General features: G+C 42.7%; 8 protein-coding genes. 6 read left to right on the top strand and 2 right to left on the bottom strand.

Going from position 1 to position 15,065, the window contains the following annotated elements; genetic code table 11:
• Positions 1-252: 252 nt before the first annotated feature.
• Positions 253-5,583 carry a S8 family serine peptidase gene (locus TY16_RS13345; RefSeq protein ID WP_043934719.1) on the bottom strand — a complete coding sequence of 1,777 codons (5,331 nt, stop codon included), beginning with the start codon at positions 5,581-5,583 and terminating at the stop codon, positions 253-255.
• A 742-nt stretch (positions 5,584-6,325) separates the two neighbouring features.
• Between TY16_RS13345 and TY16_RS13340 the strand changes: the two genes are divergently transcribed.
• The 6 genes from TY16_RS13340 (at position 6,326) to TY16_RS13315 (ending at position 13,855) form a co-directional block, all read left to right on the top strand.
• The gene (locus TY16_RS13340) at positions 6,326-7,330 is read left to right on the top strand and encodes a LacI family DNA-binding transcriptional regulator (protein ID WP_043934718.1); all 1,005 of its coding nucleotides are present in this window, start codon (positions 6,326-6,328) and stop codon (positions 7,328-7,330) included.
• A gap of 160 nt (positions 7,331-7,490) precedes the next feature.
• Positions 7,491-8,732, top strand: a complete 1,242-nt coding sequence (locus tag TY16_RS13335; RefSeq protein ID WP_043932394.1) for an ABC transporter substrate-binding protein — start codon at positions 7,491-7,493, stop codon at positions 8,730-8,732.
• Positions 8,733-8,952: 220 nt separating this feature from the next.
• Positions 8,953-9,816, top strand: coding sequence for a carbohydrate ABC transporter permease (locus TY16_RS13330; RefSeq protein WP_043932393.1), 864 nt, complete (start codon positions 8,953-8,955; stop codon positions 9,814-9,816).
• Positions 9,816-10,634: a carbohydrate ABC transporter permease gene (locus TY16_RS13325; protein ID WP_043934717.1), complete on the top strand. Its 819-nt coding sequence runs from the start codon at positions 9,816-9,818 to the stop codon at positions 10,632-10,634. The genes TY16_RS13330 and TY16_RS13325 overlap by 1 nt, the downstream gene beginning before the upstream one ends.
• A 41-nt stretch (positions 10,635-10,675) precedes the next feature.
• Positions 10,676-12,361, top strand: a complete 1,686-nt coding sequence (locus TY16_RS13320) for a glycoside hydrolase family 13 protein (protein WP_043932392.1) — start codon at positions 10,676-10,678, stop codon at positions 12,359-12,361.
• A 324-nt stretch (positions 12,362-12,685) separates the two neighbouring features.
• Complete coding sequence (locus TY16_RS13315; RefSeq protein ID WP_043932391.1) at positions 12,686-13,855, top strand: D-alanyl-D-alanine carboxypeptidase family protein; 1,170 nt, start codon at positions 12,686-12,688, stop codon at positions 13,853-13,855.
• Between the two features lie 174 nt (positions 13,856-14,029).
• Here TY16_RS13315 and TY16_RS13310 read toward each other — a convergent pair whose 3' ends face one another.
• The gene (locus tag TY16_RS13310; protein ID WP_043932390.1) at positions 14,030-14,806 is read right to left on the bottom strand and encodes an acetoin reductase; all 777 of its coding nucleotides are present in this window, start codon (positions 14,804-14,806) and stop codon (positions 14,030-14,032) included.
• Positions 14,807-15,065: the final 259 nt, after the last annotated feature.

Genomic DNA, 15,065 nt, shown 5'->3' with positions numbered 1-15,065 from the left:
AGGTAAGACCGATTTTGCTCAGGTACACCCAATGTAAAGTTGAATAGAATTGCAAAACAAGACCAACACAGTTTACTGTTGGTCTTTTCATTGTATTTAAATGATATTAATTATTTGATATTCTAACAGGCTTGCCATATTTGAAGTACTCCTATTGATTGTTCTCTCCAGATTGGAATATCGGAATTGGAGTTATTTAATCTAAAACAAGCCCCCTGATTTCTCAGGGAGCCCGATGGAGTAAACTTTTAATTAATTTACTTTAATCGTGTGCGTTGTTGAATTGGTTGCGCCTTTGTCGTCAGTAACAGTTAACGTTACCGTGTAGGTTCCTCTAGCATTAAATTTGTGCTGGACAGTTGCACCGGAACCGGTTGTACCATCGCCGAAGTTCCACTCATACTTAACGATTTTTCCATCCGGATCACTGGACCCCGAACCGTCAAATGTTGTAACCTTCTTCTGCTTAGCTGTAGCATCACCGCTGATGACAGCGATTGGTGCTTTGTTTTCTGCCGGAGGTTGGACTACGTAAAGCTTTCCTGGCGCTGCAGCTTCGACCTTGTTGCCGGCCTGATCGGATGCCTTGATGACAATCACGCCGCCTTCAATTTTAAGCGTGTCAGGAGTCTTATACGTTCCTTCATAATGGCCCGGAGACGTTTCGGTCATGGTTATTTCATTGTTTCCGCCAGAAACCATTAATGGCAATTCGATACGGAAGGAAGCGTTGAGTCCTTCTTCACTGTCGAAGGACACATTTACGTTTTCACCCGGTTTAATGCGAACATCGCTGGCTGGTGTGATGTTTGTAATTTCAGGGGCGCTAATGTCGACTACTACATTACGGGTAATTGTCGTTGCATTGCCCGCACGGTCAGTAGAAACTATCGTAATTGTATTTGCACCGCCATCTAAGAGTATTTTGTGCGAGAAGCTTCCATCAGAATTAACGTTTACGGATTGCCCGTTCACTGTTAAGGTTGCAAGATTCTCATCACTTGTAGTCCCTTTTACATATACCATTTCAACATTTGTTTTATGATCCTGAACTGGTGCTGTGACGTTGAGAACAGGCGCAGTTTGATCCAGGGTCACGTTGACTGGCTCAGAGCGGTCTGTGATCTTTCCGTTTACAACAGCTTCAGCGGTTAATGCATTTGCTCCTGTATTTAATGTTGTTTCGATACTGAACTTTCCGTTTTCAACTGTTCCAGTGCCAACTTCTTCTGTACCATTGTACAGCTTTACAGTAGCACCGTTTGCTTGAGAAGTTCCTTTTACCGTCACCGTTTCATCCTTTGTGAAGGAGCCGTCTGCAGGAGACGTAATAACAGGTGCGGTAACAGGGTATTGAACAACCGCGCGAATCATGTAGTTGCCCTCGGCAGCAGGAGACTGGCTCCAGGCACCGCTGACTCGTTGCCAGCTGCGCAGAGCGTTCTTGCCGTCTTCATCAGTTGCTAATCCCGGTGTGTTAGGATTCGCGAATGACTGGATATAGACAACGTAGAAATCACCTTCGACCATAACAGGTTCCTGGAAGCTCACTGATGTCCAGGTGCCATCACGCTTGGCCGTGCCGTTTAGCGGTCCCGCCAGTAATCGGCCAGGTGCACCATTTGCACCAGTCGCATCATAAATCGCATATTGGAATGCTGTGCCCCCTGGTACTGGCCATTCTGTATCCCAGAAGCGGAACATTGCGCCGGTTACTTGCGCCGCTCCATTTTCAGGCGTCATCTTAACAGCCCACGCATTTCCTGCTGCGTTCCAGGCACGGGCATTTTCCGCTGTACCGTCGTCATAGCCGATGGTTCCTTCAAATCCGATAAATGGTTTCAACGCTACATTTGCTTCAGCTGAACCATTCCCTTTAACGGTGACAATTGAATTTTTATTGTAGTATTGATCGGCGGAAACCGCTAAAGTATAGGTGCCTTCCAATACCTCAAGCGAGAATGCGCCGTTTTCATCAGTTGTGACTGGTGTAATCCGGGCATCTTCCAATACCATTACAGTCGCGCCTGCGATTGGTGCATGTGATCTTTCGTCTGTCACCACGCCCGTAATCGTACCATGTGGGATCGGTTCAAGTGTAAAGTTGGCCGATGTATCTCTGCCATCAACAATTGTGATTGCACGGGTTTGTGGATAAAATCCGTATGCTTCTGCACGAAGCGTATAGTCACCGGCTACATGGATCATGCTGAAATTTCCGTTGCTGGCGTCGGTTCTAGTAGAACGACCGGTTTCCAGAACAGTCACTGTCGCATTGGCAGGCAAGCTTTGCAGCCCAACTCCGCCTTGAGTTTCCTTTGTATTTGGCATAGCATCCTTTTCTGTCCTGGACAGTTTTACTGCTGGTTCACCATAAACTGCTTTCGGTTTTTCTACTTCCTGAATGTCATCTGCTTTTGCAGAACCTTGCGGTGAAGCCGCTGCCAATACAGCAAAGTTATCGATATACCAGCCTAGCTTTACGACACTTCCATCAGACGTAACGCGGTATCGTACTTGGACCTCATGGCCGGCGTAAGCTCCTAAATCATACGTCACGGTAGACCAGTTTTTGCCGTTTGTTGAGTGGCTGAAGAGCCCGAGCTGGGTCCAGGTTGTTCCGCCATCCTTGGTAATTTCGACGAAGCCTTTATCGTAGTTTGTCTCAAGCTCATACCAGTGAGCGAAGGCAAGTGTTGCGTTTGTTGTTTGCGTTAGGTCGATGACTGGAGAGACGAGTGAGAAATTGCTGCTGCTCTCATAATTTCCGTCTAGATCTGTTCCCCATACATTTGGAGCGGATGGAGGGATAGGTGCAACGGTTCCGGAAGGAGTGCCGCGCTCCCATTCATCACGCGTACCAGAATGCGTCCAGCCATTATCGGTTTCTCCATCAAAGTTATCGCTGTACACCGTTACTGGAGCAGTAACAGTTACAGACGCTTCGTTAGAGTGTCCACTTACGTTTCCAAAGTAATCTTTTGCGGTGACGACATAGTAATAGGTTTCATCATTAGCGGTGTTGGAATCTGTAAAGCTGTTAGCTGTAGTCGTTCCGATTTGCTCATAGCCTTCACCGGAAACGGATGAGCGATAAACCATGTATTCTTTCAAATCGGCATCAGCTGTTGCTGACCAGTTAAGCGATACAATTCCAAGTGAATTTGCTTGCGCAGTTAAGTTGGCAGGAACAGCAGGTGCAACATCATCCGCACCAATAAGTGACACATCGTCGATATACCAACCATCCCGTGCTTGAGACCCATCACTATGCAGGTTGAAAATGACATATACTTGTTCCCCTGCAAATTGGGTAAGGTCAACCATTTGATTTTTCCAGCCATTGCTTGCCCCTGTGAACTGGGCTAGTGGGACAAATTGATAATTAGTGGATTCTGCCGCTGCATACACAACGCCTCTGTCAAAATTGGTCTCCAGGTTGAACCAGTGCTTGAAGGAGAGAAGAGCACCCTCATTACTGTCCAAAAGATCAATTGGAGGCATCATCATGTAGGAGTTGGAATTGTTAGAATACGGTCCGTCTACGTTGGTTGCAATCAGCTTTTCACCGGAAGCTGCGGAACCAGGGCCGCCGACAGGAACACCCCATTCCCAGGTGTTATTCGTTCCACCCGTTGTAAAGCCGAGAATGTTCGTTTCGAAGTCCTGCGTGTAACCTGGCTTCACGCCGTTGGAAACTTCAATTGAATATTTATTTGTTTCAAAACCGTTATTGCCGTAGTCGTTTACACGGATGTAGTATTCCGTACCTTGAGTATCAACAAGGAAGTACGGAATATTTCCTTCGTACACACCGTTTTTGTAATCACCAGATTTCCGTTCCATAGGAATGAACGTCCAGTGGGTACTGCCTTTTACCCGGGCATACGCTTCTACTGTAACGACGCCGATATTATCCGATACACGGGCAGAAATTGGAATATCCAATCCTGTGTAGGCCTGTGTTACAGGTGTGTGCTCGAGAACCGGCTTTTCAAAGTCATCGCCGGCGGTTGCGACCCGGCCGGATACTGAACCAAGTCCGCTCAGAATGGAACCGACTGCATCAGCGGCATTGATTAAACCACTTCCGTACCCGTTGTTCGGGCTTGTCGGATACTCAGCATCTGTTAATGGTATTGATGTTGATTGGATTATTTCTTCCAGTTGGTCAACCGTGAGAGACGAGTTTACTTGAAGGAGCAAAGCGGCAAGTGCCGTCGTATGCGGACCCGCCATCGATGTCCCGTTCCATCCGCCTTCATAGCCCCCGCCTGGTACAGAAGAGCGGACATTTACTCCTGGTGCCGCTACTTCAGGCTTAATTTCACCATAAGGAGACGGGCCCTCGAGTGAGAAGGAAGCCAATTGATTGTTGATATCTGTTGCTCCTGTTGCAAAGGATTCCGGATAGTTGGCAGGATTCGCTACAGAGCCAGGACCACCTGGGTTACCGGTGCGAACGTTTCCTGCTGAAAACTCAGGGAAAATTTGTGCAGCACGCCATGCCTGAACCATTGGGCGGAACCACTCGTCAAGGCCAGGGCCGCCGCCCCATGAGTTGTTCACAACGTCTGGTGCCATTTCCGGGTGGAGATTGCCTTCGCTATCAACCGGAGCAATCAGCCATTGAGCGCCGCGCAAAATAATGTTATCAGTCGTGGATGGATTGAAAATCCGGACTGCAATCCATTTCGCGCCAGGTGCAACTCCAATTTGGTTCGAACCGTTTGCTTCTGAACCAACCATTGTGCCCATTGTATGTGTTCCGTGGCCATCCGTATCGGCTGGCATTGAGGCGCCACTGTGTGGGTCGTACCAGCTGAGTTCTGGATCGACGACATTGCCGTTCGCGTCGTAGCCGCGCCATTTGCGCTGCAGAGCAGGGTGATTCAGTTCGACACCTGAATCAAGATTTGCAACGACTATGCCAGTTCCATCGATTCCCATCTCCCAGGCTCCAGGAGCATCGACCTTATTGATGTTCCACTCAATATTATTAGGCTGGATATCTGCTTCTAACATCGCGCCTTCCGGTGATTTTTCTGCTTTATTAAGGAAGCGCTCTTCGTTGGGCAGAAGTTTTTCTACCTCAGCACGTAAAGCAATCTTCTCCATTACTTCTTTTGTACTCGTAACAGCCATTGCGTTTACGATAAAGAAGCTTTCGTAGCTTTTTACTTCTCCTTTGGATTTCATGTTTTCTAAGTATTTATCCAAACCATATTGTGTACGGGATGCTGTTTCCCGAAGTGACGAAACAACAGCATTACGCATGGATAGCTTGGCAGCGGCTGGAGTTTCTTTTTTCTTTGCCGAGGCTTGGTGGGCTTTTTTCGAAACAGCATTCACATCCGCTTGATCTTTCATCTTAATGAGGTAGGTGACGTATTCATCATCTTCAAATTGTTTTGCTAGTTTAGAAGCAATTTTGTCAGCGGCTAATTGGGGGGCGTTTGTTTTCATATCAACTTGATTTTTGGAAGTACTTCCTGTAGCAAAGGCAGGGGCAGTGAGTGTTAGTGTAAGAATGAATATTAGGCATAGTGAAACCCATTTCCGCAATCGTTTACTTTTGACCAATACATTCCAACTCCCTCTTAAATTAGTGAATACAATATCCAATAAAATGTATATAGTTCTAGACTGTCCTCCTTTCCTCTTTAGCGTATCGGAATCTTAATGCATAAACAATCTATAAAAATACAACCTAATCCATTATTGGTAAGATTTTCCCAACATGGAAATACTATTGTAATCTAGCAAATAATAAAATTTAAATACGGAGGTATGAAGATGCATCTATGGTTTTATCTGGAGAAGGGAAGTGAAAGGCATTTTTATTTATACTTTTATTGCAGAGGGAATTTCGACAAATACTGTCATAACAGCAGACATAACCAATCTTTATGTGGGCAGGAAAGATATCACTGAGATTGATAGGTTTTTTAGACATTTGACTATTTATCTACCGAATCCCGCAAAATACATAATCTTCTAAATCGACAAATACTGTGTGAATTGGCCTAAGAAAAGATAGGGGGGACCACTCAATAATAAATGGTGAAGGAGGTCCAAACGAAAGATGGGAGGTCAATCAGGATGTTCATAAACCATGGAAATTCGCTGGAAATTACTTTAGTGAGTTGAAAGAAGACTGAACGAAATACATTTAAAATACGAGGTTTATTGTAAGGAAAAGTATTTGGGTGAAAAATTTCCCATAATTTTTAACTATTGAAAAGGTTTTCATTGTATGGTATTTTAATTACGTAAACGTTTTCGTTAGAGCGTACTAGAATGAAGAAGGTGGGAAATGGCCTTTATGGCTTATACAATTAAAGATGTGGCAAAAAAGGCAAATGTATCTATTGCAACCGTCTCCCGAATATTGAATGGCCAGCCTGGTTATTCTGCGAAAACAAAGCAAAAGGTCCTTCAAGTGATTGAAGATCTTGGATATCAACCGAATGCTGTTGCTAGAGGCTTAATCAATAACAAGACTCATACAATCGGAGTTTTATTTCCATCCTTGGGAGGCTCCTTGGTGACAGACTTGTTAAGAGGAATTGAAAAGGCAGCCAGTGACCAAGGATCGAGTGTCATTGTATGCCACACAGAATCCGATGCCGAGAAGACGATGAAGTATCTCCGGCTATTAGGGGAAAAGCGTGTAGACGGAATTATTTTCACAAGCGAAGTTTTACTTAAGGAATACTATCAGGTTATCGAAAAAATGAATGTACCACTTGTGCTGCTATCGACTAAATCTGATTCATTACCGGTTCCCTATGTTAAGGTTGATGATTTCCAAGCAGCTTATTCAGCAACAGAGTATTTGATTCAAAAAGGACATAGAAACATCGGAATGATCAGCGGCAACAGTGAAGATATCATCGCAGGTAAACCAAGGATTGAAGGTTTTATTCAAGCCATGAAGGACAATCATATTCCTTTTGATGAAAATCATATCGTTAATACAGGCGGCTTTGGATTTGACAGGGGGATAACCGGGATGCGGGATATGTTAAATCAGGTACCTGATGTCACAGCCATTTTTGCTGCAAGTGATGAGATCGCAATTGGAGCAATTTCAATAGCCAATATTCTTGGAAAAAAAGTACCGGAAGACATTTCAATTATCGGGTACGATGATATTAATCTCGCAAGCATGTCAGTTCCACCGCTAACTACGATTCACCAGCCATTCATTAAAATGGGTGAGCTTGCCGGAAAGATGCTGCTGGACATGATGGAAACAGACCAGGTTCCTGATAGCAAAATTATTGAACATACGATTATTGAACGAAATAGTGTAAAGGAACTGTGATTCCTTTCCTTTACATACCGTTTTACGTAAACGCTTACTCTTTCTTATGGGCATTTACGTAAACGTTTACTTTAGACTGAGGACACGTTCTTTATTTAAATTGTTTTTTTTACTGGTATACGTAAACGTTTACTCTACCAAACATTAGGAGGCACATACAATGTTAAAGAACAAAATCGCAATGGGTTTTATGAGTGTTGCACTCGGCGCAACCATTTTGGCAGGCTGCTCTTCTGGGGACGGAGCAAGCAGCGATGGAAAGGTTACTCTTGAATTGTTTTCGAACAAAGTTGAAAACATTAATACCTATAAAGGTTTCATTAAAGAATTCGAAGAACAAAATCCGGATATTAAAATTAAACTCGATGCACCTCCTGAAGCTGAAACAGTTCTTAAAACCCGTTTAACGAAAAATGACCTTCCTGACGTGATGGCAATCGGCGGGAACGCCACTTATGGAGAACTGGGAAGGGCAGGGGTTCTAGAGGACTTCTCCGATTCCGAGCTGCTCAAAACTGTCCAGCCTTCCTATGTGGATATGATTGGCAGATTGGTTGGCCCGGATGAAAAAGGAACCTATGGATTGCCATATGCTACGAATGCAAATGCGGTCATCTACAACAAAGAGAAGTTTGATGCGCTTGGCCTTGAAGTTCCAAAAACCTGGGATGAATTTGTTGCAGCATTGGATAAAGCTAAGCAAGCTGGTGAAATTCCAATTTACTTTACATTAAAAGATGCCTGGACTGGAATGATTGCCTGGAACTCTCTTGGCGCTAATATTGCCGGAGAAGAATTTGCAGAAAAGAAAAACAATGGCAATGCTAGTTTTGTAGAAAGCTATGATGAAGTTGCGGACAAGATGTTGACACTTACAAGCTATGGCCACAAAGATAACATGGGAGTAGCATATGGCGATGGCAACAATGCGTTTGCAAGCGGAAAAGGGGTCTTATACCTTCAAGGGAACTGGGCTATTCCTGAAATTAAAAAAGCAAATCCTGATATTCAGCTTGGCGTATTCCCAATGCCTGTCACAAACGATCCGGCACAAAATAAACTTGTATCTGGCGTTGACGTTGTCCTGACAATGAATAAGGACACTGAACACAAAGAAGAAGCGACTAAATTTATTGAATTCATGATGAATAAAGAAACAGCGAAGAAGTATACGGACGAACAGAAAGCGTTCTCTGCCATTCAAGATGTTTACCAGGAAGATCCAGTCTTTGAAGGAATTAAAGCAAACTTTGAAACAGGCGCGCTTACAAGTTTCCCTGACCACTATTACCCTGCAGGAATGGGAGCGGACGGCTACCTTCAGGAATTCGTTTCTAAAAAGGACAAGGAAAAGTTCTTGAAGAAATTGGATACTGAGTGGGAAAAGGTTCAAAATCGTTAATTTGAAAGACGGGGCATCGGTAGGTGATGGTGCCCTGTTCCTTCTCTACCTCTAGCTCCAGCGCCTATCGTCTAGCAAACTTCAGGTCTCCTCCCTACGATAAGTCATGCACGAACACGCTTACGCTCTTCGTGATTCCTTTATCTCAGTCGAAGCCCATCCATTTTGTACGGCGATAACCAAGGCGCCTGCACTTGTTTAAAAAAGGAGGTTTACCTTAATGAAGAAAAGCAACTTTTACTTGTTAATTGCTGTACCCGCCTGTGTACTTTTCTTTATCTTTCATACTTATCCTGCTTTACAGGGAATCTTTTATAGTTTTACAGATTGGAAGGGTTACGGAAACTGGAACTTTGTTGGACTTAAAAACTATTTAAATGTATTTAAGGATGACCGGGCAGGGGATGCTTACCTGTTTACGTTCCAATTTGCAATTGTTACAACGATTCTTGTAAATATTATTAGCCTGTTGATTGCGATGGGCCTTAACTCGAAGATTAAATTCCAAAAATCATTGAGGGCTGTTTATTTTCTTCCATATATATTAAGTATTTTGATTGTAGGGTTTATCTTTAACTTTATTTTCGCACATATGCTGCCACAAATTGGTGAGTCTCTCGGCTGGGATTGGCTATCGAGGAATATACTGGGAGACCCAGACCTTGCCTGGCTGGGAATTGTTCTGGTTGCAGTCTGGCAGTCTGTTGCGTTTAGTACCATTCTTTACTTGGCAGGGCTTGTTACGATTCCTGAGGATTTGTACGAAGCTGCTAGTATTGACGGTGCTGGTGCCTGGAGAAAGTTCTGGAGTATCACGTTTCCGATGATCGCTGCATTTTTCACGATTAATATGGTTTTATCTATGAAAGGTTTCCTTCAAGTGTTTGACCAGATTGTCGCACTGACTGGAGGAGGTCCGGGAAGATCGACAGAATCGATTTCGCTGCTCATTTATCGAGGTGGATTTGAAGGCGGGGAATTCGCTTATCAATCAGCGAATGCTGTTATATACTTTATCGTGATTGTCGCCATATCGCTCTTCCAACTCAAAGTGTTGAACAAGAGGGAGGCTAAGTACGAATGATTCAAAAAAGGACAAACTGGACCGTCACGATTCTTTTAATCTTAGGCTCATTAGTGATTCTTTTTCCATTGTATCTAACGGTTACCATAGCTTTTAAAACTCCGCCTGAAATGGCAGGAAACCTGTTGGCTCTTCCCAAATCATGGTCATTCGATAATTTCACTAGGGCTATCGAGATGACGAACTTTTTCAATGCATTAAAAAATAGTGCAGTTGTAACCGTGGTTGTCACATTTTTCACCGTACTGACAAACTCTCTGGTTGCTTATGCTATCGCAAGGAACATGCACAAAAGGTTCTTTAAATCTTTGTACTATTATTTTTTGAGCGCGATGTTTATACCTTTCCCAATTATTATGCTCCCGCTTGTTAAACAAACAAGTGCATGGGGTATGGATAATCTGGGCGGTTTGATTATTTTATACATTGTCTTTAATCTATCCTTCAATATTTTCATTTACATTGGTTTTATTCGTTCCATTCCACTCGAGTTGGAAGAAGCTGCGATCATGGATGGAGCAAGTTCATGGAAGGTATTTTGGAAGGTTATTTTCCCTTTGCTTGCCCCAATGAATGCAACAGTAGCAATTATCACTGCACTTGGCGCCTGGAATGACTTTATGCTGCCGCTTGTTCTGCTTAGTGACCGGGAAATGGCTACACTTCCTTTGGTTCAGTACGTCTTCCAATCCCAGTTCAGTACTGACTATAATCTGGCATTCGCATCCTATTTAATGGCACTTGCCCCAATGATTATTGTGTATATTTTTGCCCAAAAGTGGATTATTAGCGGTGTAATGAAAGGTTCAATTAAATAGTAGGACAAGATGGAAAACTGATATGAACGGAGTGAATTCTTTTGGAAAAGAATTGGTGGAAAGAAAGTGTTATTTATCAAATTTATCCTAGAAGTTTCAATGATTCGAATGGAGACGGAGTAGGTGATTTGAACGGAATTACCGAGAAATTACCGTACTTGAGAGAATTGGGCATTGATGTTATCTGGCTTTCTCCTGTTTACAAATCCCCGAATGATGATAACGGATATGATATTTCGGACTACCGGAATATCATGGATGAGTTTGGCACAATGGCTGACTTTGATAGAATGCTTGAAGAAGCCCATAAAAATGGCATCAAAATTATGATGGACCTTGTTGTGAATCACTCAAGCGATGAACACGAATGGTTTAAGCACTCCAGAACGTCCAAGAATAACCCTTACCGGGATTATTATATTTGGAAAAAAGGAAAAGATGGGCAGCCGCCAACCAATTGGGGCGCTGCATTCGGTGGAAGTGTCTGGGAATATGACGAACAGACAGACGAGTACTACTTGCATCTTTTTAGCAAAAAACAGCCTGACTTAAATTGGGAAAATCCTGTCCTCAGGCAGGAAGTGTATGATATGATGCGCTTTTGGCTTGATAAGGGTGTAGATGGCTTCCGAATGGATGTGATCAATTTCATTTCCAAGGATACTGATTACCCAGAAGGTGAAGTTGAATATGGATTGCCTTATGGGAACGGAAGCAAGTATTACATGAACGGGCCAAGAATTCACGAATTTCTCCAGGAGATGAATCGCGAGGCTTTAAGCGGATACGACACCATCACGGTAGGTGAAATGCCCGGGGTATCTGTTGAGCAAGGAAAACTCTATACAGGTGAATCAAGAAAAGAACTGAATATGGTTTTCCATTTCGAGCATGTTGGCATTGGCGATGGTAAGTATGGCAAATGGGATCCAAAGGAATGGAAACTAACCGATTTGAAAAAGATTTTTACAAAATGGCAAAAGGGCCTCGAAAACAATGGATGGAATAGCTTGTATTGGAGCAACCACGATCAGCCGCGGGCCATTTCCCGATGGGGTAACGATTCGGAGGAATATCGGGTAATTTCCGGTAAAATGATCGCCACCTGCCTTCATATGATGCAAGGTTCTCCTTATATTTATCAGGGCGAAGAAATTGGAATGACGAACGTAAAATTCGATTCTATTGAAGATTACCGGGATATTGAGACATTGAACGCGTATCGTGATTTGACTCCAACATTCCTGTCACATGATGAAATTTTCAAGGGAATCCATGAAAGAAGCCGGGATAATTCAAGGACTCCGGTCCAATGGGATAACAGCACGAATGCCGGGTTTACTGAAGGAACGCCTTGGATCAAGGTGAATCCGAATTATAAAGATATTAATGTGGAAGCGGCTCTAGAAGACAAAGACTCGATTTTCTATTATTATCAAAAATTGATTCAGCTTAGGAAACAGAATGAAATTATTGTTTATGGAACATATGATATCATCTTTGAAGACGATGAACAGATTTATGCTTTCACAAGGACTCTCGAAAATGAACAACTTTTGGTCATTTGCAACTTCAGTAAGGAAACACCTGACTTTGTATTGCCTGAGAGCATTTCATACTCTACTAAAGAGCTGCTGATTTCAAACTATGAAGTGGATACAAATCAGCCAATTGAACAATTGCGCCTGAAGCCTTATGAGGCAAGGGTTTACCGGTTGAAGAAGTAAAATCTATTAAGAGGGGGCGGTAGCCTCCTCTTTTTCTATTGGCGGAGTTTCCTCTATAGGGACGGTTAGTCCTCACCTCAAAGTTTCAGGAGTAAACCGAGGAAACTTATATTATGTTTAAATATGATAAAACCGTATTTATATGTACCCCGGCTGTACAATTAATCTCCTAAGGAAGCTTTGGGGATTTTTTTTGTTGGCAGACATACTTAAACTTTAAGTAAATAAGATGTAAAAGGTTATTCATAATTTTCCTATTTTCATCCGCATGAGTAAATAGTACTATTGTTTTAAAGGTTTTTATGTTGATATGGCAGGTGAAGTATGAAAAAGGTGCTATTTATTGTGTTTATCTTTCTTTTCGTCCCTAGAGTCCATGCTGATCAAGTTCCAGTTATTAAAAGCGGTGCCGCTATTGTATTGGATGCAAAGAGCGGCGAAATTCTTTTTGAAAAAAACTCAAGGGAAAGGAAGTACCCGGCTAGTTTGACTAAGGTAGCCACGGCGATTTATGCGATTGAAAAAGGGAACCTCGATGATACAGTAACCGTCAGCCAGACCGCCAGAGAAACTGAAGGCTCACGTGTTTATCTTGAAGCAGGGGAACAGGTTTCGCTAAGAAAACTCATTGAAGGACTTTTGATTAATTCCGGGAATGATGCCGGGGTCGCTATAGCCGAGCATCTTGATGGTTCAATTGAACAGTTTTCCCAAAAATTAAATGAATATTTAAAGGAAATTGGGGCGGAGGAAACCACTTTTCAAAATCCACACGGCCTGTTTGCCCCCAATCATCAAACATCGGCGAGGGATTTGGCGGTAATTACACAACATGCGCTGAAAAATGAAGAGTTCAGAAGGATCTTTGGTACGAAACAGCTAAAGTGGCAGGGCCAGTCGTGGAAAACCACATTATTTACACATCATAAATTACTGAGAGAAAGACCTTACGAGGGAATTATCGGCGGAAAAACAGGATATATTGACGAAGCAGGCCATACGTTGGTAACAGCTGCAGAGAGAGCTGGGACAAGTATTATTGTTGTAACGTTGAAAGGCGCTGCGCGTAAAGACGCTTACAATGACACGGTTGCTTTGCTCGATTATGCATTCGGGAATTTTAAGACGGATTTTATTCCCGAGGGAACCATCATCCCTATGGATAATGGGGAATATAAGACCACAAGGGACGTTTACTTTACACAGCCAGCTAACCAGACGGTGACCATGAAAATGAATGCCGAGGGAACATTAGAAATATTCGGTGAAGATAAGCATCTCATTACGTCAATCAAATTAGAGAACTTCAAAAAAGAAACTATTAAGGAGACGGCCAAGGAGAATCCTCCTCCAAAATCATCAAAGGAAGAAAAGCGTAATTTTCTTGTTTTGCTTCCTGGAACACTCGTTGGCATTCTGGCGTTTATTGGAGTATTCATCATACGAATCCAAAAGAAAATGTCTAGGCAAAATAGCAAGTCCTATGAAAGTTAGCTGGACAAATTTCCTAGGACAGAAGCCATAAGATAGATTTTTGAGAGGATTGCCTGAACATCTTGAAAGTGGAATGGCGGTTTAATCCAATGGAGTAAAAAAAGCCTGATTCCTCGATTGTATAAACGGGAAATCAGGCCTTTTCTTATCTGCAGATAAGCACAGATTTATATATTAATTGAATACCATACCGCCATCAGTCAGGATATTTTGGCCTGTGATGTAATCGGAGTTTGATGAAGCCAGGAATGAAACCAGATTTGCCACATCTTCCGGAGTTTGAGCGCGGCCAAGTGCGATGCCTTGAGTGAATTTCTCAAATGCTTCGCCTTTTTTCGTGCCCATATGTTCCATCATTTTTTCATCCAAGCGTTCCCACATGCTGGTTCCGACGATACCTGGGCAGTAGGAGTTAACGGTAATTTTATGCTGTGCCAGTTCCTTCGCAGCGGTTTGAGTTAAACCTTTAACTGCAAATTTTGTAGCGGAATATACTCCCAGCATTTCAAAACCTTCCTGGCCTGCGATTGAACAAGCATTGATGATTTTACCGCCAGTACCTTGTTTGATCATTTGGTTCGCAGCTGCCTGAATACCATAGATGACACCTTTAACGTTAACATCTAAAGCAAAATCAACTGATTTAGGTTCTACTTTAGTAAGAGGTGCGACTTGGCCTTCCACACCAGCATTATTGATAAAAACATCTACACTTCCGAAAGTATCGACAGCGTGTTGAACGAGTGCTTTTTGATCTTCAAGATTTGTCACATTCCCAACAAAAGATGTGACGTTAAATCCTTTGTCTTTAAGTTCTGCCGCAGTTTCTGTTACTGTTTTTTCATTAAGATCACTTAAGACAATTGCAAAGCCTTCGCTTGCTAGACGTTCAGCCAATGCTTTTCCGATTCCTTGGCCGGAACCTGTAATAACTGCTGTTTTTTGTGCCATAATGTACAATTCCTCCTTACTTTTTAAAATACTATTACTCAACCGGTTGGTATGCTAGTATACTTTTTTATTATAATTCTAATATTATAACAATTCAAAGAAACTGCTTACTTAGTATTTCCGGAAAAAATAGTTTTTAGTAAAAAGTAAATTTTGTCTTGCTTTTCAGTTGAGACTACCAAGTTAATCTACAAAAAAACTAGCTTGGAATATTAGTAATCCTTTCCGAATCGCGTGGATTGTATTCTTTCCTATCTGG

It is taken from the genome of Bacillus sp. EB01, assembly GCF_000613125.1.
Lineage (GTDB): Bacteria > Bacillota > Bacilli > Bacillales > Cytobacillaceae > Bacillus_D.
The sequence above is the reverse complement of the archived record's forward strand: the minus strand, read 5'-3'. Positions and strand labels throughout refer to the sequence as shown.

Bases quoted from the DNA above. Each gene is read 5' to 3' on its own strand.
- TY16_RS13340 (WP_043934718.1), top strand. From the start codon at position 6,326: ATGGCTTATACAATTAAAGATGTGGCAAAAAAGGCAAATGTATCTATT.
- TY16_RS13335 (WP_043932394.1), top strand. From the start codon at position 7,491: ATGTTAAAGAACAAAATCGCAATGGGTTTTATGAGTGTTGCACTCGGC.
- TY16_RS13330 (WP_043932393.1), top strand. From the start codon at position 8,953: ATGAAGAAAAGCAACTTTTACTTGTTAATTGCTGTACCCGCCTGTGTA.
- TY16_RS13315 (WP_043932391.1), top strand. From the start codon at position 12,686: ATGAAAAAGGTGCTATTTATTGTGTTTATCTTTCTTTTCGTCCCTAGA.
- TY16_RS13310 (WP_043932390.1), bottom strand. From the start codon at position 14,806: ATGGCACAAAAAACAGCAGTTATTACAGGTTCCGGCCAAGGAATCGGA.